Below are 24,286 nucleotides of genomic sequence, written 5' to 3'. Positions count from 1 at the left end.
CAGGCGAAGCCGCAGCCCTCATCAGGTGCTGCGGCTTTTTTTATAGCGACGTCGAACGCACACGACGCGCCGCTTGCGCACACGCGGCGTCGGGCCATTCGTTGCCGCCTGAAGACGCTTCGTCAGTCGTTCCGGTCATTCCAGTCACCGCGTCCGCTTCAGTCGCTCCAAACTCTCCAGTCGCTCCATTCGCTCCATTCGCTTCAGTCGACCCGGCTCGCAAGCATGCCTGGCGACGACGCGTCAGTGCGTCACGCCCCGGCTCCCCCCCGATGAGCGCATCGCGCCAATCCGCACCGGCGCACTCGCGCAGAAAGTCGGACAGCTCGATGGCAGCGACGCTTGTGACGTCACCATCGGACGACATGCGCTCCACCGCTTGCGTGACATTGGACAGGCAGTCCTAGAGGCCACCCGCATGCATGTGAAACGACACGATGCGCGCACATATCCCGTCCATCAGTTCGCCCCGCTCGTCAGTCGCCAGATGCGGCAGAACGGCACGACCGACGGCACAGAACAGCGCTGTATTCGGATTGGACGCCCAAACATCTTCGTCGATCGCAGGCAACGCGGCTTGCCACGACGGTGCCAGCGCCCGCCACCCCAGGTCATACTCGAGCGCCGCCATCGTCCCCGGCTCGAAGCCGGGCTCGCGAATGTGGACGGACGGCAACGACAGCGCTTCGATCGTCGCGAACTCGCTGGCACCGACCGACGCGCTCCCGACATCGGCGGCTGTCCCCGAGGCGCTGTGCCTGTCCGGTCGTCGAAGTTCTCCGACGCCAACGCCCAGGCACGACATGCGGTGGGCGATATCCGTCGCCACTTGCCCCGGCCGGACCTCCGTGGGACATCCCCCCGATGCTCGGGTCGCATCCAGCATCTCCATCCAGACTGCACTGACTCGATTCTCGTTCAGAAACGCCACCCGATCCGACTCGGAACGCAGATGCATCGCCGTGCGCCGCTGGACCTGCACTTCGACCGGGGACGTCTGAGGCAATAGCGTGTTGCATGTCTGTCTCGGGCGCGGCTCCGCAACCGCGCGCAGCGCCCGCGCCGCTGCGAGATCGGTCGCTAATGCGACGCGCTCGACGTTCGACATGTGCGCTCCCGCAATGGGCGATATGAACCCTGCCGAGGCATGCGCGGTCGTAGCGGGAACGATGGATGCGTAGGAACCTGCGGCGTACGACGAGAGCGGTGAGAAAGCTGGCATACGTAGTCTCCGGTAATGGCAGCGAATGTGCCTGGACCGAGTCTAGGTAGCCGTTCGTGCGGCATTTTCGGGTCGCGAGCGTCGCCTACGTGAAACGCGCCAACAAGCGGTTCCCGTTTCAGAAAGCCGGAATTCCACGATAGGCGGACGGCCAGTCGCCATCGAGCTGTAACCAGGTCCGAGAAATGGGGAGAATCGCCCCGCTCGATGCGCCTTCGATCAACTGACGCAGTGCCAGCGACGACACCGTCTTTGTATCGGTAGGAAACGCAACGACGAATGTGCGATTCACAGCGATGGCCGCAAATGTCGTGGCTTCAAAATGCTCGACCATCGACTGATACAGGTTGCCCAGCACCAGCGCACCGGCAGGAGCCATCCAGTTGCCGCGAGCGCCGCCGATCATCGTGCCGTCGTCGAGCCGCGCGATACCGAATTCGAAGTGGCGCGCTGTCCACGCCCGCGACAAATTCGACGCAGCTTGCGCAAATATCGCTTCGAACGTCAGCCCCGCGGCGCGCAGATCCGCACCTTGCAAACGCCGCAGCCCTGTCGGGCTGTCGAGCACCAACGTGACGAAGACGTCGTCGGAGAATGGCTCACTGACGTCGCCATCCGGGTCGTGCGCTTCGACCCAGTCGCGCGTCACGACATAGGGGTAGACGTGCAGATGACTTGCCGTATCCAGCGGATTTTCGAGAGGCGGGAGTGTATCGATCATGGGAGTCGGACAAGGCAATGGAGATGACGTTCACAGACGATGCGTGCCATTATGCGCGCGGCGATGGCTTACGACTTGCCGACTTGCCGACTTGCCGTGCACGCCATGCCGTCACCAGCATTAGCGCCGGCACCAGCACGACGCCCCATTGCCCCATTGGCGTCCAGAGCACGGCGAGGTACGCCTGCAACGGCAGCAACCAGATAGCGGCCCGCAATCTGTCACTGAGCCACGCTAGCGTTGCACCAGACGCGGTGGCGGGTTTCGTTGCGCCGAGACACAGCAACGGCACGATCAGCCACACCAACTCGTAATAGAGGAGATATGGCTGGGATAGCAACGTCGCAGTCATGGCCGCGGCGACCCTCAGCGATAACGGCCCCTGCTTCGCCCATAGCCACGCCGCAATCAGAACGGACGGCACCGCCACAACGCCGAAGAGCGCATATGCCGCGCACAGCGACGCCCCATGCAAACGTGCGGCCGCAAATATCGTTGGCATCGCGTGCCAAATGCCGCCCGCACCCTGCTGAACCACCACCGCATTGAACGTCGAGACCGACGCAAGAAACGCCTGCCACAGCGCCCATCCTTCCCAGCCCAATGTAAGCGCGCAACTTACGGCGCCCGTGACCGCCATCGCCATCAAGGCACGCCACTGTCTGCCGCATAACCACCACAACGGCAGCAATACCGCAAATTGCGGCTTTATGACGAGCAGCCCACCGCAGAACCCTGCAAACAGCGGGCGCGTGCCGGAAAGCGTCAGGGCTAACGTGACCAGCAGCAACGTCACAACGGCGTTCTGCCCGGCCAACACCGTGATCCAGAGGCCAGGAAACGCGATGACCACAAGCCATGGCCAGCCAGCCCTTTTTCGCCATGGCGATACGGCGACAGCGAACAAGGCGACACAGACGGCCACGTACACGGCGTACGTCCACCGGTATGGCAGCGCCGAAAGCGGTTGGATCGCCCATTGGTACGTCGGCGGATAAAGCCAGTACCCGACTTCCGTGTAGGCGGGAAAAAACTGAAGTTGCAGCGCGCTGAGCGTTGGGCGGTCGAAGGCGGTAAGCGCACCAAGATGCGTCGTGATCCAGGAGACCGTCCAATAGACACGCAAGTCGTGACCCAGTGGCGGCATCCCTGTCGTTCCCTGCGCCTCACTCGTCAACCAACTAAACGCCCATGCTCCCAACGCGCCCCACTGCAATAGCAGCACGATACCCGCCGCGATCACGACGCCACGCGCCACGGGAGGATTGGGACTACCGGCGCAACCGGAACTATCGCAGCCAGATGACTCTGTTGGCGCACTTGGCTCACCGGGTTCAGCGAGCTCAACGGGACCGCCGCGCGATCGGCGCGAGTCAAGGTAGTTGTCGCCTCGATCATGCGGCCAATGACTGCATTTGGAGGGATTCCGAATGCGTTTTTACGACGGAGTCGCGTTCGGGGTTCAGGGTCACCGCACCGATCGGTTCCCAGTTCCGTGTGCTGCCCGACCAGCGCCGGGGATTGCGTTCACGGGCCTGGAGATATACCTCGTGGCGAGCGGCGAGGATCGCGACGTCTTGCCCCGCATGACGCTGCGCAGGGCTGACGTATTGGATGCCGCTGTGCCGGTGATCGTGGTTATACCAGTGCACGAAGCTCGAAGCCCAGGCGCGAGCCTCGTCGAGGCTGGCGAACCCCTTGTCCGGGAACTCCGGGCGGTACTTTGCCGTGCGAAACAGGCTTTCGACGAAGGCGTTATCGTCGCTCACTCGCGGGCGCGAGTACGATGGCTTGACGCCCAGCCAATTCAACATTGCCAGCACGGTCGTGGCCTTGAGGGTCGAACCGTTGTCGCCGTGCAGTACCGGCTTGGCTGTCATGGCATGGATGCTTTCGGCCAGCGCCGTGCGCTTGACCAGATGTGCGGCGTGATCGGAGTCGTCGGTGTCGTGAACCTCGAAGCCCACGATCTTGCGGCTGTACACGTCGAGAATCAGGTACAGGTAGAACCAGCGCCCGACGATTTCGGCCGGCAAGTACGTCATGTCCCAACACCACAGCTGGCGCGGCGCAGTGGCTATGTGCGTGGTCGGCGGGCGACTCTTGCGCGGGGACTTGGCGCGGCCTCGGTGCTGGTTCTGCCCATGCTCGCGCAGCACACGCTGGAAGCTCGATTCGCTGGCCAGATACACACCTTCGTCGGCCAGCATCGGGACGATGCGCGCCGGCGGCATGTCGGCAAAGCGCGGCTCGTTGGCCACTTGCAGGATCTGCTCGCGCTCTGCTGGCGTCAGCGCATGGGCCGGTGTCAGCCGCACCGCGTTGGACCTTCCATCACCCGATACGAGCCCTTGGCTGGCCTTCCAGCGCTGCAGGCTGCGCTCGTCGATGCCAGCGATCTCGCAGGCCTGCTCCAGCCGCGCGCCGGCCTGTTGAGCGGCTTCGATGTCGTGGGCCAGGGTCTGGCGATCTTCGAGCCCGATCATTCGTCCTCGCTTCTGTTTTTGTTGAAGATCGCCTCGACTTTTTTTGATAGCACCAGCAGAGCTGCTGCCTCAGCCAGAGCTTTTTCCTTGCGGCGCAGTTCTCGCTCGAGCTCTTTGATGCGACGACGGTCGTCCTTGGTCTGCTGGGGACTGGCGCGCTTCTGCGCAGGCCCGGCAAGTGCTTGCGTTGCGCTGTCGCGCCATTGCTGTAGTTCCTGCGGGTACACGCCGTGTTCGCGACACCAGCCACCGCGGGCAGCCTCGTCCATGGCTGCCGTGGCAATCACCGCTTCCAGGCGCGCCGCGGCCGTCCAGTTGCGCTCGCGTGCGGGCCCGGCCAACTCCTCACTGCGCCAGCGCTCCAGCGTACTTGTGCTCACCCCGGTCTCACGCGCCACCACCTCCAGCGGGGCGCTCTCCGGCGGCAGCAACCGAGCTACCGCTCTGTCCTTAAATTCTTGTCCGTATCGAGCCAACTTGTTCTCTCATCATCACCCCCTTGCTGTGGGAAACCGCAGGAGGAAGGCCGCCGCCTACGGCGCCGGCCTTCCTCCTACATCTACGAAACTTGAATCGGTCGAAGATCCAAGTTCTATCGGGGCGACAACTATTCTGCCTCGGGGGGCGATGCAACGCCCGGCGACGTCGGTGGCAACTCGCACGATGCCTGTCGATTCACGTCACGCCTCCCCAACGACTTGTTTCTTTTGTTAAGTCCACCGCGTCCACACCGCGTGCCGCCCCTTCGGGAAACCAGAAAATTCCCTTATATTTCAATGACATAAAACAACCACAACGCCATTTTTAGCGACACCCTGACGATGCACATCTTACATCGCGTTACAAAATGAAACGGATGCCCCGTTTGCCGTAGCGGAAACTTTTCTCATGCGAAATCGCCCGTGCACGCCAGCACGTAGAAGAGGATTCGCACTAACCGCACGATGGAGAAAACAACATGGATAACGATCTGCAACCGCGTCGCATGCATCCCTTGGTCGCTGCCGCAGCCGGCAGCATCGTCGTCGTCAGCCTGCTCGGTGTGGCAGCCATCACGGGCGTGCTGCCCGTTGCCAAGAGCACGGATGGCCCGGCACCGACGTCCAACAGCGCCCAATACGCGCTGACGAATCCGCAACAAGCGGCGCTGCCGGGTCAGTCGCCGAGTCGGTCGGCATGGCAAGCGCCCGCACAGCAACCGGCTCAGAACGCCCAGAATTCGCAAGGCGCTCAGTACGCAGCGCAGCAAGCCCCAACCGAGCGCGCTCCCGCTACGCAACCGTCGTATGCGCAACAGGCGCCCGCGCAACGGCAGGCATCCACCTGCTCGACGTGCGGCACGGTGCAGTCCGTCGAGCCGATCCGCACGGAAGGCCACGCCACAGGCCTGGGCGCGGTCGGCGGCGCGGTGGCCGGCGGCCTGCTCGGCAACCAGTTCGGCGCAGGTAACGGGCGTACGGCAATGACGGTGGTGGGTGCACTGGGCGGCGGCCTTGCGGGGAACGAAGTCGAGAAGCGCGTCCGCTCGGATACGGTGTACCGCGTCTACGTTCGCATGGACACCGGCAAGACGCGCTACTGGACGTACCAATCCGCGCCGGGCGTACAACCGGGCGACCGCGTGCGTCTCGAGAACAACGGCCTGGTACGCGCAAGCTGACACGGATCGCACGTCAATCGCACGTCAAAACGCCGCGATAATGCAAAAGCCGCTCGAAAGAGCGGCTTTTGTTTGCATACATCAACGAACGTAGCACCTGCCTCGAACGGGCATCCGCCCGAGCATTGGTCAGACGATCAATCGGCTTCGTCGATCCACGCCTGTTGAATGGCTTCCAGAATCTTCTCGCCGGAGCGATCCGGTGCGTCATCGAAACCGTCGAGCGCCACCACCCACTTATGCAGGTCGGTGAAACGCACGTACTGCGGGTCGACGTCGGGATGCGCTTCGGTCAGCGCGATCGCGATTTCCAGGCTGTCGGTCCATTTCATGGGAAGCTCCTTTGTGCTGTCTTGTCACCGCACCCTACACGACGCCCAGGGGCGACGGGATCGGCGCTGGCGTCGATCAGTGATTTTCTTTGGCGTGATTGATCGTGTACTTCGGAATCTCGACGACCAGATCGGTGTCTTCCGGCATCAACGTCTGGCAGGAAAGGCGCGACGTCGGCTCCAGTCCCCAGGCCTTGTCGAGCAAATCCTCTTCCTCGTCCTCTGCCGGTTCCAACGATTCGAACCCTTCGCGCACGATGACGTGACACGTCGTGCAAGCACACGACAACTCGCACGCGTGCTCGATCTCGATGTGGTTGTCCAGCAGCGCTCGGCACACGGACGTACCCGGAGCAACCTCCAGCACAGCGCCCTCGGGGCACAGCTCGACGTGAGGCAATACAACGATTTGTGGCATGGCTTTGAATTCCGTGTGTGTCTTTACAGTTTGTCGATGTCCGCGACGCGACGGCCTGCCAGCGCGGCCCGGATGCTCTTGTCCATACGGCGCGCAGCAAACGCATCCGTCGCATGCGAAAGGGTTTCCGTCGCTGCCTTGATTGCGCCCTGATCGTCCCCCGAAGCCTTCTGACGCAAGTCTGCCAACAAGCCGTCGATCTGCGCCCGTTCGTCGGCGTCGAGCAATTCCGGATCGGCTTGCAGCGCGCTGTCGATGGCGACCAGCAGACGCTCGGCCTCCACTTGCTGCTCACGCAGCGCGCGAGCGCGCATGTCCTGTTCAGCCGAACCGAAACTGTCCTGCAGCATGCGCGAAATATCCTCGTCGGCAAGACCGTACGACGGCTTGACTTCGATGGACGCCGCGACGCCGGAATGCATTTCCTGCGCGAACACGGACAGCAGGCCGTCCGCGTCGACCTGATACGTGACCCGGATGCGCGCGGCCCCGGCCGTCATGGGCGGGATGCCACGCAGTTCGAACCGGGCCAGCGAGCGGCAGTCGGACACGAGTTCACGCTCGCCCTGCAACACGTGAATGGCCATGGCCGTTTGGCCATCCTTGAACGTGGTGAACTCTTGCGCGCGCGCCACCGGGATCGTCGCGTTACGCGGGATGATCTTTTCCACGAGCCCCCCCATCGTCTCGACACCGAGCGAGAGCGGAATGACGTCGAGCAACAGCCAGTCGTCGCCCTCCGCCTGATTGCCTGCCAACAGGTTGGCCTGTACGGCGGCCCCCAAGGCGACAACCTGATCCGGGTCCAGGTCGATGAGCGGCTCACGTCCGAAGAAATTCGCGACCGCTGCGCGCACTTGCGGCATACGCGTTGCCCCACCCACGAGCACCACGCCCTTGACGTCCTCCGGCCCCATTCCTGCGTCGCGCAATGCCTTGCGCATCGGTCCGATCGTGCGTTGCACCAGCGGCGCGCCCAACTCGGTAAATTGATCGCGAGTCAGCGTCAACGCCAACTTGCGCTCACCGGACAGCGTGAGTGAGAGCGGCGCTTGCTCGGCCTCCGTCAACGCCTCCTTGGCCGCACGCGCGTGGTCCAGCAAACTGCGTACGTCTTCCGGGGTCAGCGATGCAGTATCGATGCCCGCCGACTGCACTGCCCAGCGGTAAATCGCCAGATCGAAGTCATCTCCGCCGAGGGCCGAGTCGCCGCCCGCAGCGAGCACTTCGAACACGCCCTTCGTGAGACGAAGGATCGAGATATCGAACGTGCCGCCACCGAGGTCGTAGACGGCGTACAGTCCTTCCGCTGCGTTATCCAGACCGTACGCAATGGCAGCAGCCGTCGGCTCGTTGAGCAACCTGAGGACGTTCAGCCCCGCGAGTCGCGCGGCATCCTTGGTCGCCTGACGCTGGGCGTCGTCGAAGTACGCTGGCACCGTGATCACGGCACCCACGAGGTCGTCGCCCAGCGTGTCCTCCGCGCGCTGACGCAGCGTCGCGAGAATCTCGGCCGACACTTCCACCGGACTCTTCACGCCACCCGCCGTGGTCATCTGCACCATGCCGGGCGCGTCGACGAAGTCATAGGGAGCATTGTCCGCATGCGCGACATCGGCCAGGCCACGGCCCATGAATCGTTTGACGGAAACGATCGTGTTACGCGGATCCGTCGCCGCCGCCGCCTTGGCGTCGTAGCCAATCTGCGTACGATGGCCGCCCAGATAGCGGACGACAGACGGCAGCAACACGCGGCCTTGTTCGTCGGGGAGGACTTCGGCCACACCGCTGCGCACGGAGGCGACGAGCGAATGCGTCGTGCCCAGGTCGATGCCCACGGCGAGTCGCCGCTGGTGCGGCGCGGGGGACATGCCGGGTTCGGAAATTTGCAGAAGGGCCATGACTTTGCAATACGGACGACGCGTCGACGCGTGCGCCCTGTTCTCAAGCAGTTCTCAATGACATGTGACGGCGCCGCACCGGGCCGTCACGCGTTTTCCAGCATTTCGATGCGCTGCGCGATATCTTCCTCGGCGCGCGCAATGAACATCAGTTGGCGTACGGCTTCGGCCGCCGGTTGCCATGCGGCGCTCTCAAGCCACTCGCCCAGTTTGGCGAGCCGCACACGACGGTCGTCGCGCAGCGATTTGGCAAGCGCATCGAGGGCGCCGACGTTGCGGGCCGCCACGGCGTCGTCGATCGCTTCGCGCCATTCCATCTGTTGCATCAGGAAATCGGGGGCCATCGCGGTATTGTTTTCCGCGCCCACGTCGATGCCCTGTAGCGTCAGCAAATACGTGGCCCGCTGTAACGGATCACGCAACGTACGGTACGCAGCATTAGCCTGCGCGGCCCATTGCATGGCGACACGACGCTCTGCCTCGCTCGCGCTGGCAAATCGATCCGGGTGCACGCGCGATTGCACGGCGCGGTATGCTGCCTCGAGCGCATCGGTATCGAGCGCGAAGCGCTGCGGCAGATCGAACAGCGTGAAATAGTTGTCAGTCAATGCACTCATCGCGCCCATTCATCACGTTGCATCTGTTTGCGGACTCCGGACCTCGGGTCCCGGGCCCTATTGGACCCGTAAAAAAAGCGGCTCGCGCCGCCTTGTTGCCTACGCTACTGCTCTGGCCTGCCACTTCCGCCACTTCCGCCACTCCCACCATTGCCGCCACCTGCCGATTCGTCGTCGGGTGGCTCGTGGCGTTCGCACTTGCGGCACGGTAGCTCGCGGCCCAGCATGGCCTTGCGTCCCGCCGGGCTCTGCGTCCATGTCCGAATCTGCCACGGGGGCAGATGCCGGACATGTTGCCCGTGACCGCACGCCAGACGCGCCACCCATTGGCCTTCGTCGTCTTGCCGAAAACCGATGATCGTGCGCATCGGGGCCGCGCCAGCCTGTGACACGAACGGCACGAATGGCGCAGCGTCAGACGCGGAACGACTCGCCGCAGCCGCACTCGTCCTTGACGTTCGGGTTGTTGAAGCGGAACCCTTCGTTCAGGCCTTCGCGCGCGAAGTCGAGCTCGGTACCGTCGATATACGGCAGACTCTTGGGATCGACGATCACCTTCACGCCGTGGCTCTCGAAGACCGTGTCTTCGCCCGCCACGTCATCGGCGTACTCCAGCTTGTAGGCCAGGCCCGAGCAACCGGTCGTCTTCACGCCCAGCCGCAGGCCCACGCCCTTGCCGCGCCGCGTCAGATAACGCGAAACGTGCTGCGCGGCCTTCTCGGTCAATGTAATGGCCATCTTGCCTGATTCCTTGTTCGTCGCGCCGCTCAGGCAGCCTGAGCCGTCTCGGCCGTCTGGCCGTGCTTCTGCTTGTAATCGGCCACGGCCGCCTTGATGGCGTCTTCAGCCAGAATCGAGCAGTGAATCTTCACCGGCGGCAGCGCCAGTTCCTGCGCGATTTCGGTGTTCTTGATTTCGAGCGCCTGATCGAGCGTCTTGCCCTTGACCCACTCCGTCACCAGCGACGACGAGGCAATGGCCGAACCGCAGCCGTAGGTCTTGAACTTGGCGTCTTCGATCACGCCGGCTTCATTCACGCGGATTTGCAGCTTCATCACGTCGCCGCAGGCCGGTGCGCCGACCATGCCCGTGCCGACCGCGTCGTCGCCCTTCTCGAACGAACCGACATTACGCGGGTTTTCGTAGTGATCCAGAACTTCCTTGCTGTACGACATGGCTAACTCCTTGAATACTCAGTGTGCGGCCCACTGGATCGAATTCAGATCGACCCCGTCCTTGTACATTTCCCACAGCGGCGACAGATCGCGCAGCTTGCCGATCTTGCTCTTGAGCAGTTCGACCACGTAGTCGACTTCCTGCTCGGTCGTGAAGCGACCCACCGTGAAGCGAATCGAGCTGTGCGCCAGTTCGTCGTTGCGCCCCAGGGCGCGCAGAACGTACGAAGGCTCGAGGGAAGCCGACGTGCACGCCGAACCCGACGACACCGCCACATCCTTGATCGCCATGATCAGCGATTCGCCTTCGACAAAATTGAAGCTGATGTTCAGGTTGTGCGGGACACGCTTTTCCATGTCGCCGTTCACATAAACTTCTTCCATTTCCGTCAGACCGGTGAGCAGACGGTCGCGCAGCATGCGGATGCGCTCGTTCTCGACCGCCATCTCTTCGCGCGCCAGACGGAACGCCTCGCCCATGCCGACGATCTGGTGCGTAGCCAGCGTGCCCGAACGCATGCCGCGCTCGTGACCGCCGCCGTGAATCTGCGCCTCGATACGCACACGCGGCTTACGACGCACGTACAGCGCGCCGATGCCCTTCGGGCCATACGTCTTGTGTGCCGAGAACGACATCAGATCGACCTTCAGCGCGGCCAGGTCGATCGGCATCTTGCCCGTTGCCTGGGCTGCGTCGACGTGGAAAATGATGCCCTTCTCACGGCAGATTTCACCGATCGTCGCGATGTCCTGAATCACGCCGATTTCATTGTTCACGGCCATGATGGACACGAGAATCGTGTCCGGACGCAGCGCCGCCTTGAAGACTTCCAGATCCAGCAGGCCGTCGTCCTTGACGTCCAGATAGGTGACTTCAAAGCCTTCGCGCTCGAGCTCGCGCATCGTGTCGAGCACAGCCTTGTGCTCGGTCTTCACGGTGATGAGGTGCTTGCCCTTGCCTTGATAGAAATGCGCCGCGCCCTTGATGGCGAGGTTGTTCGACTCGGTCGCGCCCGAGGTCCACACGATCTCGCGCGGATCCGCGTTCACCAGCTTGGCGACTTCCTCGCGTGCCTCTTCCACGGCTTGCTCGGCAGCCCAGCCGAACGAGTGGCTGCGCGACGCCGGGTTGCCGAACTGCTCGCGCAGATACGGCAACATCTTGTCCACGACGCGCGGGTCAATCGGCGTCGTGGCGCTGTAGTCCATGTAAATGGGGAGGTTGAGGGTGTCGTTTTTCATGGGGTGCTCCAGGATCGTGCCGTGGCGCCTGTTATGAACGGGCCATATCAAAGACCGAATTGGGGATACGCGTCGTCATCGTCTGGTTGCTGTTACCGGACTCGCGCGTGTCGCGCAGCACAGCCTGCTGGGCCTGCTTGCTGCGTTGCTGCTCGACGAGGTCGCGCAGCGAAACGGAATCGAGATACTCGACCATCTTCTGGTTGAGTGTCGCCCACAGTTCATGCGTCATGCAGTGACCGCGATGGCCGTCCTGGCCCTTCTCGCAGTTACCTTTGCTGCCGCACTGTGTGGCGTCGAGCGGCTCGTCGACCGCAATGATGATGTCGGCGACGGTCACCTCTTCTGCGCGGCGCGCAAGACTGTAGCCGCCGCCCGGCCCGCGCACGCTCTCCACGATCTCATGGCGACGCAGCTTACCGAACAGTTGCTCCAGATAAGAGAGCGAAATTCGCTGACGCTGACTAATGCCCGCAAGCGTCACGGGACCCGCGTCCTGGCGCATGGCCAGGTCGATCATCGCCGTGACGGCGAAACGGCCTTTCGTGGTAAGTCTCATGATGATGCAGGGGATTAATCTCGACTATTTTCGTCAAGTATAAATTCCCTACGAATTTAGTCAAGTACTTCAGGCCCATTTTTTGCGGAAGTTCCCGATCCCCGTTGTGAAAATTCTTATTTTTCGGGACGAGGGTCTCCTTGGGGGACCCGCTGAGGGAACAGCAGCACCAGGGGATTGCGCAACACGGCCCGCCAGATGGCGCGTTGGAGTTGCCGACGATCGCCCAGACGCAGTGGACGCGATCGGAGCGCCATATGGAATGCTAACGCAAAACTGACGCCGACGTTGAGCAGTCCCATTGCCGCGACGCCGGCGAACGCCAGCCAGAGGGCCGGATCATGCAGCACCGGCATACCAAGCACGCCGATCGACGTGGCGATGGCGCCGGTCGACAACGTCACGTGGCGCACTTCGAACGGCAACGCAAACGCTGTCAAGACGGCGGGCACCAACCCCAGCATGAACCCGAGCATGAGGTTCCCGAGTACCGGCGCAATATGACGACGGCAACCATCCGCGAGCCGGGCCGCGCCGTTTCGTCCGAAGACGAAACGCAGACGACGGTTGTATGCCAGCACGTCGCCAATGCCGTGCAATGCAAACCAATTGTCTGCCCAGCCGGAAATCAGACTTGAACACCACAGCAACACGCCCGTGAGGGCCGCAAAGAACGGCGTGACCCCGAGAATCGAGAACGAATGCAACGTTGCCTGCGCCTTTTCCGGCGAAATCGTATTGACGCCGAGCGCCGCCGACACGGCCCATTGCACCAGCAGGCAGAACGGGAACACCATGGCCAGATTGCCAAAAATCGCCGCGGCCTGCGTACGCACCAGCGCAATCACTTCCCCGACGAAGGCGTCCATGCCGGCGGGCGTATCGACATCGTCGAGCCGGCGGGCAATAGCAGGCGCCGTCATGGCCGGTTGCTTGGTCGCCAGCGTGAAATGGCAGAAGTGCATGAACAGGAAGCACAAGGCATAGTTTGCTCCGGCAAAAAAACCCTCCACCACGGTCGGCAGGTGCGCGCCGGCGATCAGAAATTTGACATAGACGGTCACGACCGTGACCAGGCCGCCGCCACAGGCCATGCGCAGCATCGAGAAATACTCGCTGCGGTTACGCGCAATATAGTGTTCGCCCGTCTCCGCGCTGCGCTCGACCACCTTGCGCGCCAGCAACCCGAACGACATGCGCGCCAGTTCGCCCACGCTCTGGCTGGCCCGGTTGGCGCGCACGAGGTCCGCAACCAGCCGAACGCGAGCAACGGCCCGATCACCGCGATCCCCGTACGTCAGCCAAGCCTCCAGCAACCGCTCAAGCCGCCGAATTCGCGCTTTGGCGCGCTCGACCAGAAACACGATATCGACGCTCACGCCGTTCTCGTCCAGATGGGCATACACCTGACGTATGGCACGCCCGCAATCGTCCAGCAGTGCGCGAAAGACGTTGATCTGCTGCAGGAAAACCTGCGACGGTGGCGCGCCGTGGGAGAACGCCTGACCGGCGTCTTCCAGTGCCTGCATGGCGCGCCCGAGCCGATAGAACGGCGAGTCGGTGACGCGCGAATACGACAGGCGCGAGCGCACCGACTGCGACAGCCCGGTCGAGGCAATCTGATCGACGAGGTGATGCATGGCCGCCAGCAGGTCTTGGGCAAACGGGTTCCAGTCGGCGTCGGCATCTTCGGCCTCGCCGTGGTGCAGCAATGCGACGAGGTCCCCCAGGAGATCGGGCGGCATCGCGGCGATCCAGTCGGCCGCGTCGCCGTCCGGGAACATCAGCGAACACAATGCGGACAGGTCGCGACGGGTCGGTGGCGGCGGAATCAGGGCCTTTTCGATGCGCTCGACCAGAGCACCCCAGAATCCGGGCCGGATAGGCATGCCGGTGTCGCAAAGCAACGAAATGGCGTCGCTTTCGTTGATGACGCTGCGCAGCGTCCGGGCAACCGGCAGACGCCACTGCGGGTTGCGATCGAGCATTTGCAGCAAATAGCGCAATCGTGTATGGGGACGGTATCGCGCCACCTCCCCGTGCGCGCGATCTTCATTGACGAGCGCCCCGCGCTTTTGCACCCAATGTGCCAATTCGACGAGCCATTGATTGCGGACCGCCAGCGGCGCCGACGGGTCGGCATGTGCCAGCAGTTCGTCGAGTTGATGGCCGGCATGGCGCGACGCGCGCCATTTGCGCCAGTACGAACGAAGCGAATTGAGCATCTATCGGGAAACGAGTGAAAAGCGGAAAAATATCGGGAGACAAACCGAAACAAGTGACCGCGACGTCAATCGACCGGTCGATCATGCGCCGCGGAAAGGATAGTTAATCGGGCTTTCCCAAATGAGCGAGAAAGCCGTCGAGACCGTCTTCAATATAGTCGAGCACTGTCTCGAAGCCTTGCTCGCCACCGTAATAGGGATCAGGCACTTCGGTGGCGTCGTAACGGGTTGCGAAATCCATCAATCGTACGATCTTGTGGCGATATTCGGCGGGACAACGCACCATGAGTTCGGACACATTGGCGTCGTCCATCGCCACGATCCATTCGAATCGTTCGAAGTCGCTCGCCTCCACCCGACGTGCGCGCAGCGAACTCAGGTCATAACCGCGCCGTTCGGCTGCCGACTGCGTGCGGGCATCGGGCGCATGGCCGATGTGGTAGCTGTGAGTCCCTGCCGAGTCGACCTCGACGATTTCGGTCAGCCCGGCTTTCGCGAGCCGTTGGCGGAAAATACCGTCGGCACTGGGGGAACGACAAATGTTGCCCATGCAAACGAACAGGACCGATGTTTTTTTCATTGGCGTCTGAAATGGAAATTCGTGGTGAATGACTCGACGAGGATTGTCCCGGCCATCAACGAAATGGATTAAAGTCGGCTGTCTGAATCAGCCAAAGGATCCGGGCCAATCGTCAGGCGTTTCGCCGCGTTGCCGACAAAGGACAAAAGCTTGGCCTGGCCTGTGCCACACGTCGTCAACGACCCGCCACCTTCCCATGAAAATCCCGAACGCCGCCAGCCTGATCCTCGCATTCTGCCTGGCAATGCCAATAGCCAATGCCGGCGAAGTCAATAAAGCGCTTTGCACCTTTAACGGGATTCCGCTTCGCGGCAAGGTGAAGTTTGTGAATAGCTTTCCCGACATCAAGATCCAAGTCGTGTCGAGCTTTCCGGACCTGAACGTGCAGAAGGTGTCCGCGTTTCCCGACAGTTGCGGTCAATGGCAGATTGTGGATTCGTTCCCCGACTTTACGGTCCAGATCGTGTCGTCGTTCCCCGATGTCAAGGTCAAATGGGTATCGTCTTTTCCGGGCGTGAATTGATCCTTTCGGTGTCATCGCCCCCGGTTCGCTCCGGCGGACACCGTCATCCACCGGACCGAACCTTCTCGCCTGCCCCCCCGTCCAACCGAACTTAGCGCCCCACCGCTTCAGCCTTTGGGCCCCAGTTCTGCCTCGCTCGCGCCATCGGTGCCGAACACCAGCGCCTTGACGTGCAGCAACTGGTCGCGCACCTTGGCCGCCTTCTCGAACTCCAGGTTTCGCGCATGCTCCTGCATCTGCTTTTCGAGCTTCTTGATCTCGCGGGCCAGCTGCTTTTCCGACATGTCCTGATAGTGAGCCTGCTCTTTGGCCTCGGCCAGTTCCGCCTTCGCGTCCTGCGGATCATAGACACCGTCGATGATGTCCTTGATGCGCTTCTTCACGCCCTGCGGCACGATGCCGTGCGCCTCGTTATGCGCGATCTGCTTGGCGCGACGACGTTCCGTCTCGCCAATGGCCCGCTTCATCGAATCGGTCATCTTGTCGGCATACAAGATGGCGGTTCCGTTGACGTTACGCGCCGCCCGCCCGATCGTCTGAATCAATGAGCGCTCGGCGCGCAGGAAACCTTCCTTGTCCGCATCGAGAATCGCCACGAGCGAGACTTCCGGAATATCCAGCCCCTCACGCAGCAGGTTGATCCCAACCAGTACGTCGAACGCGCCCAGACGCAGATCGCGAATGATCTCTACGCGCTCTACGGTGTCGATGTCGCTGTGCAGGTAGCGGACCTTCACGCCGTTGTCCGACAGATACTCGGTCAGTTGCTCTGCCATACGCTTCGTGAGGGTAGTCACAAGCACGCGCTCTTCCACGGCGACACGCTTGTTGATCTCCGACAGCACGTCGTCGACCTGCGTGCGCGCCGGACGGACCTCGATCGTAGGATCCACCAGCCCGGTCGGGCGCACGACCTGCTCGACCACCTGCCCGGTTCGCTTGGCCTCGTAGTCTGCGGGCGTCGCCGATACGAAGATCGCCTGGCGCATTTTGCGTTCGTACTCCGCAAACTTGAGCGGACGATTGTCCAGTGCGGATGGCAGGCGAAACCCGTAATTGACGAGGTTCTCCTTGCGCGCCCGGTCACCGTTGTACATGCCGTTGAACTGGCCGATGAGCACGTGGGATTCATCGAGGAACATCAGCGCATCCGGCGGCAGATAGTCGACGAGCGTCGGCGGCGGTTCGCCCGGCGCCGCGCCGGACAAATGCCGCGAGTAGTTTTCAATGCCCTTGCAGAACCCCAGTTCCTGCAACATCTCCAGATCGAAACGGGTTCGTTGCTCAAGGCGCTGCGCTTCGACCAGTTTGCCTTCCTTGTAAAAGAAATCGAGCCGCTCGCGCAGTTCGTCCTTGATCGTCTCGATGGCGCGCAACACCGTATCGCGCGGCGTAACGTAGTGCGAGGACGGATACACCGTGAATCGCGGCACTTTTTGGCGAACCCGCCCGGTCAGCGGATCGAACAGTTGCAACGAATCGACCTCGTCGTCGAACAACTCGACACGCAGCGCCAGCTCGGCATGTTCCGCAGGGAATATGTCGATGGTGTCGCCACGTACGCGAAACGTACCGCGGCCGAAATCCGTTTCGTTACGGGTGTACTGCATGGCGATCAATCGGGCGATGATCTCGCGCTGTCCCAGCTTGTCGCCCTGGCGCACCGTCAGAATCATCTGGTGGTATTCGGAGGGATTGCCGATACCGTAGATAGCGGACACTGTCGCCACAATCACCACGTCGCGCCGTTCGAGCAGGCTCTTGGTCGCCGACAAACGCATCTGCTCGATGTGCTCATTGACCGACGAGTCCTTCTCGATGAAGAGATCGCGCTGAGGAACGTAGGCTTCCGGCTGGTAATAGTCGTAGTACGAGACGAAGTACTCCACCGCGTTGCGCGGGAAGAACTCACGAAACTCGGAGTACAACTGCGCGGCTAGTGTCTTGTTCGGCGCGAACACGATGGCCGGACGGCCCATCCGGGCGATCACGTTAGCCATCGTGAATGTCTTGCCCGAGCCCGTGACGCCCAGCAGCGTCTGAAAGGCGAGCCCGTCGTTGATGCCTTCGGTCAGTTGCGCGATGGCCGCCGGTTGATCGCCCGCCGCAGGAAACGGGCAGTAGAGCTGATAGGGCGAATCCGGGAACGTCAGGAACTTGCTTTCGTCGAGGTCGGTGTCAGCCGCAGGGGTCATGGCGGGGCGCGAACATGAGAGACGTAATTCGGCATTTTAGCGCGTCGGACGATTCCCTGAGTCCGATAGGTGACAGGACGCAGGTCGAAGTACGCGACGACGGAAGGCCGGTCCATCGGTCAACTTGCGGCCGTCCGCAGACGCCCTGCCCTCACCCGAAAATGCGCCGATTTCGTCAATTTCTGGCAATACGAGGCACTTTTCGTGCCGAAAACGCAGGAATTCGCCGACTGCGCGCCGGTGTTTACCACAAGCGCGGGTATTCTTCGCTAAAATAGCGCGCTGGGCCGATCCTGCGTAAGTTGCGGCCGACCCGCTGCATTTTCCTACTACCTGCCTCGAGCCGTCGAAATGACCCTCTTTTCCGCTGTCGAACTCGCCCCGCGCGACCCCATCCTTGGCCTGAACGAAGCCTACAACGCCGATCACCGCACCGATAAGGTGAACCTGGGTGTTGGCGTGTATTTCAATGCAGAAGGCAAACTGCCCCTGCTCAAGGCCGTGAAGGCAGCGGAAGAACAACGCGTGGCTGCGGGCCTGCCGCGCGGCTATCTGCCGATGGAAGGCATTGCCGCTTACGACAAGGCCGTGCAGGAAATGCTGTTCGGCAAGGAATCGCCGGTCCTGACCGAAGGCCGCGTGGTCACCGCCCAGGCACTGGGCGGCACGGGCGCCCTGAAGATCGGTGCGGACTTCCTCAAGCAGCTCAATCCCAACGCAACCGTCGCCATCAGCGATCCGAGCTGGGAAAACCACCGCGCCCTGTTCTCGACGGCCGGCTTCAACGTCGTGTCGTATCCGTACTACGACGCCGCATCGCACGGCGTGAACCTGAACGGCATGCTCGACATGCTCGGCAAGGAACCGGAAGGCACGATCGTCGTGCTGCACGCCTGCTGCCACAATCCGACTGGCGTCGACCTGTCGATGGATCAGTGGGCACAAGTCGTGGAACTCGTGAAGGCACGCAAGCTGGTGCCGTTCCTCGACATCGCCTACCAGGGCTTCGGCGACGGCATCGATGCCGACGCCGCGGTCGTCCGCCTGTTCGCTGCCGCCGGCCTCGACTTCTTCGTGTCCAGCTCGTTCTCGAAGTCGTTCTCGCTGTACGGCGAACGCGTGGGCGCCCTGTCGATCGTCACGGGCAACAAGGACGAGTCGGCCCGCGTGCTCTCGCAACTCAAGCGCGTGATTCGCACGAACTACTCCAACCCGCCGACGCACGGCGGCTCGGTAGTGGCCGCCGTTCTGGGCAACGCCGAACTGCGCGCGCTGTGGGAAGAAGAACTGGCCGAAATGCGTGAGCGTATTCGCGCAATGCGTCTGGCACTGGTCGAGAAGCTGCGCGCTCACGGTGTGGACCGCGACTTTTCGTTCGTGATCAAGCAGCGCGGCATGTTCTCGTACTCGGGACTTACCGCCGATCAGGTCGAGCGCCTGCGTGAAGAATTCGGGATCTACGCCGTGAGCACCGGCCGCATCTGCGTGGCCGCGCTCAACGACAAGAACATCGATCACGTGGCGTCGGCCATCGCCCAAGTGCTTCGTTAAGCGATTTTTCGGCGCGCAATTCGCGCCGAATGAGAAAGCCCGCCGCCCGGCGGGTTTTTTTTGATCCTTGAATTGTTGCGTCGCAGCAACGATAGTTTATGACAATGACTCGAATAAGCTAAGACTATCGGGATGATGCGGAAATGCCATATATCAGGGTTATGCTGCGTTGCACAGCCGCGATAAACGGTTGCATAATTCCCCCATCATCCGCCTCAGGGCACACAACATGCTGTATCAGATTCATGAGTACAACCGTGCGTGGCTGAATCCTCTCACCACGTGGGCAAAGGCGGCGGCGACGACTTTCGTCAACCCGGGCAGCCTGCTTGCCATGATGCCGGGCGCGCCCCGCATCGCTGCCGGATATGAGTTGCTCTACCGGCTCGGCAAGGACTACGAAAAGCCCGAATTCAACATCAAGGCAGTCGAGGTCGACGGACACAACATTCCGGTCGTCGAAATGACCGCGATGGAAAAGCCGTTCTGTCGCTTGCTGCGCTTCAAGCGTTACGCCGATGACGCCAGCGCCGTCGGGCAACTCAAGGACGATCCGGTCGTGCTGGTCGTGGCGCCGCTCTCGGGTCACCACGCTACGCTGCTGCGCGACACGGTCTCCACGCTGCTCAAGGACCACAAGGTGTACATCACCGACTGGGTCGATGCACGCATGGTGCCGCTTGAAGCCGGGTCGTTCCATCTGGACGACTATGTTGCGTACATTCAGGCGTTCATCCGTCACATCGGCGCGGAAAATCTGCACGTCATTTCGGTGTGTCAGCCGACGGTACCGGTGCTCGGCGCCATTTCGCTCATGGCCTCGAACGGCGAAAAAACGCCCAAGACCATGACGATGATGGGTGGCCCCATCGACGCCCGAAAGAGCCCGACCGCCGTCAATTCGCTGGCGATGAACAAGTCGTACGAGTGGTTCGAGAATCACGTGATCCACGCGGTCCCGTCGAACTACCCCGGCGCCGGCCGCCTCGTGTACCCCGGCTTCCTGCAACACGCGGGTTTCGTCGCCATGAACCCGGACCGCCATCTGAAGTCGCACTGGGACTTCTATCTGGACCTGATGCGCGGCGACAGCGACGATGCCGACTCGCACCGCCGCTTCTACGACGAATACAACGCCGTGCTCGACATGTCCGCGGAGTATTACCTCGATACGATCAAAACGGTGTTCCAGGACTTCAGTCTCGCGCGCGGCACATGGGATGTGGCGGGCGAGCGAGTGCGTCCGCAGGACATCAAGACGACGGCGCTCTTCACGATCGAGGGCGAACTGGACGACATTTCGGGCAGCGGTCAGACCCAGGCAGCGCACGAACTGTGCACCGGCATCCCGGCCAAGCGTCGTGCGCATTTCACCGCGCCGAAGTGCGGTCACTACGGGATCTTCTCCGGCAGTCGCTGGCGCAACGTGATCTACCCCCAGATCCGCGACTTCATCGCGAAGCACGCCTGAGCGTCAGTCGCTATCGGCCACAGCCACACAAAAACCGCCGCGTGAGCTCCGGCCCACGCGGCGGTTTTTATTTTCCGATCAACGTTAAGTGCGGCCTGCCGCAAACGGTCCGCAGATGGCGGCAGGCGTCGTCTGAACGGTTATCGCGTACGCAATGAATCCAGCAACATCTGCGTATTGAATGACGAGTAAGTCTTTCGCGCGTCCTCGCTCATCACGTCTCGCCCCATCACGATGGACAGCGTATGGCGGTTGGACATCACGTAATAACCCATCGCCGAAATGGTCACGTAGAGATCGACGGGATCGATGCCCTCGCGAATCTCGCCACTGATCTGACCGCGCCTGAGCGTTTGCGCAAGCAGGTCGACGATCGGCGAGACCTGCTGACGAATCTCCGTCGACTGACGCATCGACTTCGCTTCGTGCAAATTTTCGTTGTTGATGAGCTGGATCAGCTCCGGGTGATCGGCGTAATAGTCCCACACGAAATGGGCCAGTTCGGCCACGGCGTCGAGCGGCGCGAGCAAGTCGAGCTTGAGCGCGTGTTCGGCACGGTTGAATTCGCCATAGACCTCTTCGAGGACCGCCAGATAGAGCTGGTCCTTGTTCCCGAAGTAGTAATAGAGCATGCGCTCATTGATCTCGGCTCGCCGTGCGATGCTGTCCACGCGCGCCCCACTCGAACCACGTTCCGCAAACTCCTCGATCGCAGCGGCAAGAATGCGCTGGCGGGTGCGTTCCGGGTCACGTTTGATCTTGGTTTCTAGGGTTGTCATGATCGGCCGGTCGTTCTCATGGGGCGGAATTATGGCACAACGGTTTCAGTGTTTCCGCAAAATGCAGGATAATTCGACTTTCTGCCGAATCCCCCACATAAGACGTGTCCGAAGTCAGCGCGCTTGCCCAGCGTATCGATGCCCTGTTGCCCCAGACGCAATGCACCAAATGCGGTTACGCGGGGTGCCGTCCGTACGCCGAAGCCATCGCCAGCGGGCAGGCCAACTACAACCAATGCCCGCCGGGCGGGGCCGAAGGCGTGGCGCGGATTGCGAAACTCCTTGGCCGCCCCGTCATTCCACTCAATCCGGAAAACGGCGCGGAGCGAGCGCGTCCGCGCGCCTTCATCGACGAATCGTTGTGCATCGGCTGCACATTGTGCATTCAGGCGTGCCCGGTCGACGCGATCGTCGGCGCCGCGAAGCAGATGCACACGGTCATTGAAGACCGCTGTACCGGCTGCGACCTGTGCGTGCCCCCCTGCCCTGTCGACTGTATCGAGATGATTCCCGTGACCGGCGAACGTACCGGTTGGAACGCCTGGTCGCAAGCGCAGGCCGATCAGGCTCGCACACACTTCGAAGCGCATCAGGCACGTCTCGAAAAGGACAAGGCCGAGCGGGAGGCGCGGCTGGCCGCCCGCGCGGCGCGCGTGGCGCCCGGTACGTCACCTGCGCCGGCCGCAGGCAGCGCCGATATCCATACCCAGCCTGCGGCTACCGCCGGTGACGTCCCCACCGGCGCCGCGCGCGAAACGCAAACGGCCACAACGGCACCCGCCGTTACCGACGAAGCGGCCGCTGCGGCTGCGCGCAAGCAGGCCATCATTCAAGCCGCCCTTGAACGGGCGCGTCAAAAGAAGGCGGCACTGGCTGCCGAGGGGCTGGGTCCCAAAAATACCGAGAACGTCTCCGCGTCGGTGCAGGCTCAGATCGACGAGGCAGAAGCCCGCCGGAAGCGTCTTGGCCTGCATGACGATGGCGGCGAAAGCTCGCCGAGTGCGCCGGATGCCGGAGACGACACAAAACATCGGGCCTGACCAGGCGGCACACCGCTTTCGCCGCCCTTCTCACAACAACAATCGCACGCCACGCGCCCCGCTATGAACGACGCCAAACGCCGCGCCCTGTTCGAGACGCTGCAACAGCTCAATCCCACGCCGACGACGGAGCTGGAATACACGTCGCCATTCGAGTTACTGATCGCCGTGCTGCTTTCGGCACAGGCCACCGATGTCTCCGTGAACAAGGCGACCCGCAAGCTGTACGCCGTGGCGAACTCACCGGCAAAGATGCTGGCGTTGGGGGAAGCGGGCGTGGCGGACTACATCAAAACCATCGGCCTGTATCGGACGAAGGCCAAGAACGTCATCGCCACCTGCCAGCTTTTGCTCGATGTGCACGGCGGCGAAGTGCCGCGCTCGCGCGAGGCATTGGAAGCGTTGCCCGGCGTTGGCCGAAAGACCGCGAATGTCGTACTGAATACGGCATTCGGCGAAGATACGATTGCCGTCGACACACACATTTTTCGCGTAGCGAACCGCACGGGGCTCGCGCCTGGCAGGGACCCCCTAGCCGTCGAGTTGGCGCTCGAGCGTGTCACGCCTCGCGAATTCAGGCACGACGCCCACCATTGGCTCATCCTGCACGGCCGCTACGTGTGCAAAGCGCGCAAGCCCGAGTGCTGGCATTGCGCCATCGAGCCGCTGTGTGACTTCCGTCCCAAAACACCGGCACCGAAGACCTGATATCCCCCACCGCGGCGCAACGTCGTTCGCGCGGCTACGCGCTGCATGCCCATGACGACGAATGGCGATGAATAACGAGGCATAACACCGAATAGCAACAAATAACGGGCGGCCCGATATCGGGACCGCCCGTTTTGTCTTGCCACGCCGCTTTCGGCGTACCGAGCGGCGTACCCGTGAAAGCGGCGTGTTTGCCTGCCAACGAATCAGATGATGCGAGCTGCCTCGTCGAACGAGAGACGCGGGTTACGGGGGAACAGCTTGTCGTGATCGCCGTAGCCGAGGTTGCAGATGAAGTTGACGCGCCACTCGGTGCCAGCGAAGAACGTGTCGTTGACCTGTTGTGCGTCGAAACCGGCCATCGGTCCGCAATCGAGCCCCAGTGCGCGAGCCGCCAGAATGAAGTAGCCGCCTTGCAGGGAACTGTTCATGTGGGCGGCACCGGCAGCCTTCACGGCGTCGCCCGAGAACATCGGCACCATCTTTTCGGCGCCGTTGGGGAACAGCTTGGGCAGGTGTTCGTAGAACTTCAGATCGTAGGCGATGATCGCCGTGACCGGTGCCGTGCGGGTCTTGTCCACGTTGCCGGGCGCCATGCATTCGAGCAATCTGGCCTTCGCGTCGGGGCTCTTCACGAAGACGATCCGTGCGGGCGTCGTGTTGGCGGACGTCGGCCCCCATTTCACCAAATCGTAGAGTTCGCGCAACGTCTCGTCGCTGACCGGCTTGTCGAGCCACGCGTTGTGCGTGCGCGCATCAGTGAACAGTTGGGCGATAGATGCTTGGGCAATGGTGCTCATGACGAATGACCTCGGAAAATAAATAGCGAACAAAGCGCTGTCGACGGGCGATTGTACCGTCGCCGTCTATCGCGCGCCGCT

24 protein-coding genes are annotated in these 24,286 nt (G+C 62.2%); 6 read left to right on the top strand and 18 right to left on the bottom strand.

Annotation, left to right across the window (positions count from 1 at the left end; translation table 11 throughout):
- Positions 1-403: 403 nt before the first annotated feature.
- The 4 genes from UC34_RS08900 to UC34_RS08885 all read right to left on the bottom strand — a co-directional run bounded on the left by UC34_RS08900 (position 404) and on the right by UC34_RS08885 (position 4,905).
- On the bottom strand, positions 404-1,222 hold the full coding sequence (locus UC34_RS08900; protein ID WP_044455262.1) for a hypothetical protein: 819 nt from the start codon (positions 1,220-1,222) through the stop codon (positions 404-406).
- Positions 1,223-1,340: 118 nt separating this feature from the next.
- The gene (locus tag UC34_RS08895; RefSeq protein WP_044455261.1) at positions 1,341-1,943 is read right to left on the bottom strand and encodes a hypothetical protein; all 603 of its coding nucleotides are present in this window, start codon (positions 1,941-1,943) and stop codon (positions 1,341-1,343) included.
- Between the two features lie 49 nt (positions 1,944-1,992).
- Positions 1,993-3,201: a glycosyltransferase family 87 protein gene (locus UC34_RS08890; RefSeq protein ID WP_157123102.1), complete on the bottom strand. Its 1,209-nt coding sequence runs from the start codon at positions 3,199-3,201 to the stop codon at positions 1,993-1,995.
- A gap of 136 nt (positions 3,202-3,337) precedes the next feature.
- Positions 3,338-4,905, bottom strand: a protein-coding gene (locus UC34_RS08885; protein ID WP_157123100.1) for an IS3 family transposase whose coding sequence is annotated in 2 segments (ribosomal slippage) — positions 3,338-4,467 and positions 4,467-4,905 — 1,569 coding nt in all. Because the reading frame shifts where the segments join, the coding sequence is not laid out codon by codon here.
- A 482-nt stretch (positions 4,906-5,387) separates the two neighbouring features.
- Between UC34_RS08885 and UC34_RS08875 the strand changes: the two genes are divergently transcribed.
- Entirely contained in the window at positions 5,388-6,089 is a 702-nt protein-coding gene (locus UC34_RS08875; protein WP_044455258.1) for a glycine zipper 2TM domain-containing protein, read from the top strand.
- A gap of 137 nt (positions 6,090-6,226) precedes the next feature.
- Here the strand turns inward: UC34_RS08875 and iscX are convergent, their stop codons facing one another.
- The 11 genes from iscX to UC34_RS08820 form a co-directional block, all read right to left on the bottom strand.
- Positions 6,227-6,421 carry a Fe-S cluster assembly protein IscX gene (gene iscX, locus UC34_RS08870; RefSeq protein ID WP_044455257.1) on the bottom strand — a complete coding sequence of 65 codons (195 nt, stop codon included), beginning with the start codon at positions 6,419-6,421 and terminating at the stop codon, positions 6,227-6,229.
- Positions 6,422-6,497: 76 nt separating this feature from the next.
- Complete coding sequence (gene fdx, locus UC34_RS08865; protein ID WP_044455256.1) at positions 6,498-6,839, bottom strand: ISC system 2Fe-2S type ferredoxin; 342 nt, start codon at positions 6,837-6,839, stop codon at positions 6,498-6,500.
- Between the two features lie 23 nt (positions 6,840-6,862).
- The gene (gene hscA / locus UC34_RS08860) at positions 6,863-8,740 is read right to left on the bottom strand and encodes a Fe-S protein assembly chaperone HscA (protein ID WP_044455255.1); all 1,878 of its coding nucleotides are present in this window, start codon (positions 8,738-8,740) and stop codon (positions 6,863-6,865) included.
- A gap of 86 nt (positions 8,741-8,826) precedes the next feature.
- The gene (gene hscB / locus UC34_RS08855) at positions 8,827-9,357 is read right to left on the bottom strand and encodes a Fe-S protein assembly co-chaperone HscB (RefSeq protein WP_044457929.1); all 531 of its coding nucleotides are present in this window, start codon (positions 9,355-9,357) and stop codon (positions 8,827-8,829) included.
- A gap of 104 nt (positions 9,358-9,461) precedes the next feature.
- Positions 9,462-9,725 carry a DUF3565 domain-containing protein gene (locus UC34_RS08850; protein ID WP_072617449.1) on the bottom strand — a complete coding sequence of 88 codons (264 nt, stop codon included), beginning with the start codon at positions 9,723-9,725 and terminating at the stop codon, positions 9,462-9,464.
- A gap of 46 nt (positions 9,726-9,771) precedes the next feature.
- The gene (gene iscA / locus UC34_RS08845) at positions 9,772-10,095 is read right to left on the bottom strand and encodes an iron-sulfur cluster assembly protein IscA (RefSeq protein WP_010807461.1); all 324 of its coding nucleotides are present in this window, start codon (positions 10,093-10,095) and stop codon (positions 9,772-9,774) included.
- A 29-nt stretch (positions 10,096-10,124) separates the two neighbouring features.
- Entirely contained in the window at positions 10,125-10,532 is a 408-nt protein-coding gene (gene iscU, locus UC34_RS08840; RefSeq protein WP_044455254.1) for a Fe-S cluster assembly scaffold IscU, read from the bottom strand.
- A gap of 18 nt (positions 10,533-10,550) precedes the next feature.
- Entirely contained in the window at positions 10,551-11,774 is a 1,224-nt protein-coding gene (locus UC34_RS08835) for an IscS subfamily cysteine desulfurase (protein WP_044455253.1), read from the bottom strand.
- A gap of 31 nt (positions 11,775-11,805) precedes the next feature.
- The gene (gene iscR, locus UC34_RS08830) at positions 11,806-12,333 is read right to left on the bottom strand and encodes a Fe-S cluster assembly transcriptional regulator IscR (protein WP_044455252.1); all 528 of its coding nucleotides are present in this window, start codon (positions 12,331-12,333) and stop codon (positions 11,806-11,808) included.
- A gap of 116 nt (positions 12,334-12,449) precedes the next feature.
- Positions 12,450-14,558 (bottom strand): site-specific recombinase, encoded by a 2,109-nt coding sequence (locus UC34_RS08825; RefSeq protein WP_044455251.1) that lies wholly within the window; start codon positions 14,556-14,558, stop codon positions 12,450-12,452.
- A 103-nt stretch (positions 14,559-14,661) separates the two neighbouring features.
- Entirely contained in the window at positions 14,662-15,138 is a 477-nt protein-coding gene (locus UC34_RS08820; RefSeq protein ID WP_044455250.1) for a low molecular weight protein-tyrosine-phosphatase, read from the bottom strand.
- 196 nt (positions 15,139-15,334) lie between these two features.
- Between UC34_RS08820 and UC34_RS08815 the strand changes: the two genes are divergently transcribed.
- Entirely contained in the window at positions 15,335-15,661 is a 327-nt protein-coding gene (locus UC34_RS08815; RefSeq protein ID WP_052810951.1) for a 7(1) septoil knot domain-containing protein, read from the top strand.
- 107 nt (positions 15,662-15,768) lie between these two features.
- Here UC34_RS08815 and uvrB read toward each other — a convergent pair whose 3' ends face one another.
- Entirely contained in the window at positions 15,769-17,856 is a 2,088-nt protein-coding gene (uvrB, locus tag UC34_RS08810; RefSeq protein WP_044455249.1) for an excinuclease ABC subunit UvrB, read from the bottom strand.
- Positions 17,857-18,207: 351 nt separating this feature from the next.
- Between uvrB and UC34_RS08805 the strand changes: the two genes are divergently transcribed.
- Positions 18,208-19,407: an amino acid aminotransferase gene (locus tag UC34_RS08805; RefSeq protein WP_044455248.1), complete on the top strand. Its 1,200-nt coding sequence runs from the start codon at positions 18,208-18,210 to the stop codon at positions 19,405-19,407.
- 229 nt (positions 19,408-19,636) lie between these two features.
- On the top strand, positions 19,637-20,878 hold the full coding sequence (locus UC34_RS08800) for a polyhydroxyalkanoate depolymerase (RefSeq protein WP_044455247.1): 1,242 nt from the start codon (positions 19,637-19,639) through the stop codon (positions 20,876-20,878).
- Between the two features lie 140 nt (positions 20,879-21,018).
- On the opposite strand, the gene UC34_RS08795 is transcribed toward UC34_RS08800, so the two are convergent.
- Positions 21,019-21,657 carry a TetR/AcrR family transcriptional regulator gene (locus UC34_RS08795; RefSeq protein ID WP_044455246.1) on the bottom strand — a complete coding sequence of 213 codons (639 nt, stop codon included), beginning with the start codon at positions 21,655-21,657 and terminating at the stop codon, positions 21,019-21,021.
- 104 nt (positions 21,658-21,761) lie between these two features.
- Here UC34_RS08795 and rsxB point away from each other — a divergent pair, with 104 nt between their 5' ends.
- Positions 21,762-22,697, top strand: a complete 936-nt coding sequence (rsxB, locus tag UC34_RS08790) for an electron transport complex subunit RsxB (protein ID WP_044455245.1) — start codon at positions 21,762-21,764, stop codon at positions 22,695-22,697.
- A 63-nt stretch (positions 22,698-22,760) separates the two neighbouring features.
- The gene (gene nth, locus UC34_RS08785) at positions 22,761-23,405 is read left to right on the top strand and encodes an endonuclease III (RefSeq protein ID WP_044455244.1); all 645 of its coding nucleotides are present in this window, start codon (positions 22,761-22,763) and stop codon (positions 23,403-23,405) included.
- A gap of 206 nt (positions 23,406-23,611) precedes the next feature.
- Here nth and UC34_RS08780 read toward each other — a convergent pair whose 3' ends face one another.
- On the bottom strand, positions 23,612-24,205 hold the full coding sequence (locus UC34_RS08780) for a malonic semialdehyde reductase (protein ID WP_044455243.1): 594 nt from the start codon (positions 24,203-24,205) through the stop codon (positions 23,612-23,614).
- Positions 24,206-24,286 lie beyond the last annotated feature (81 nt).

The organism is Pandoraea vervacti (assembly GCF_000934605.2).
GTDB classification, from domain to species: domain Bacteria; phylum Pseudomonadota; class Gammaproteobacteria; order Burkholderiales; family Burkholderiaceae; genus Pandoraea; species Pandoraea vervacti.
This window is presented reverse-complemented; position numbering and strand designations above follow the sequence as displayed.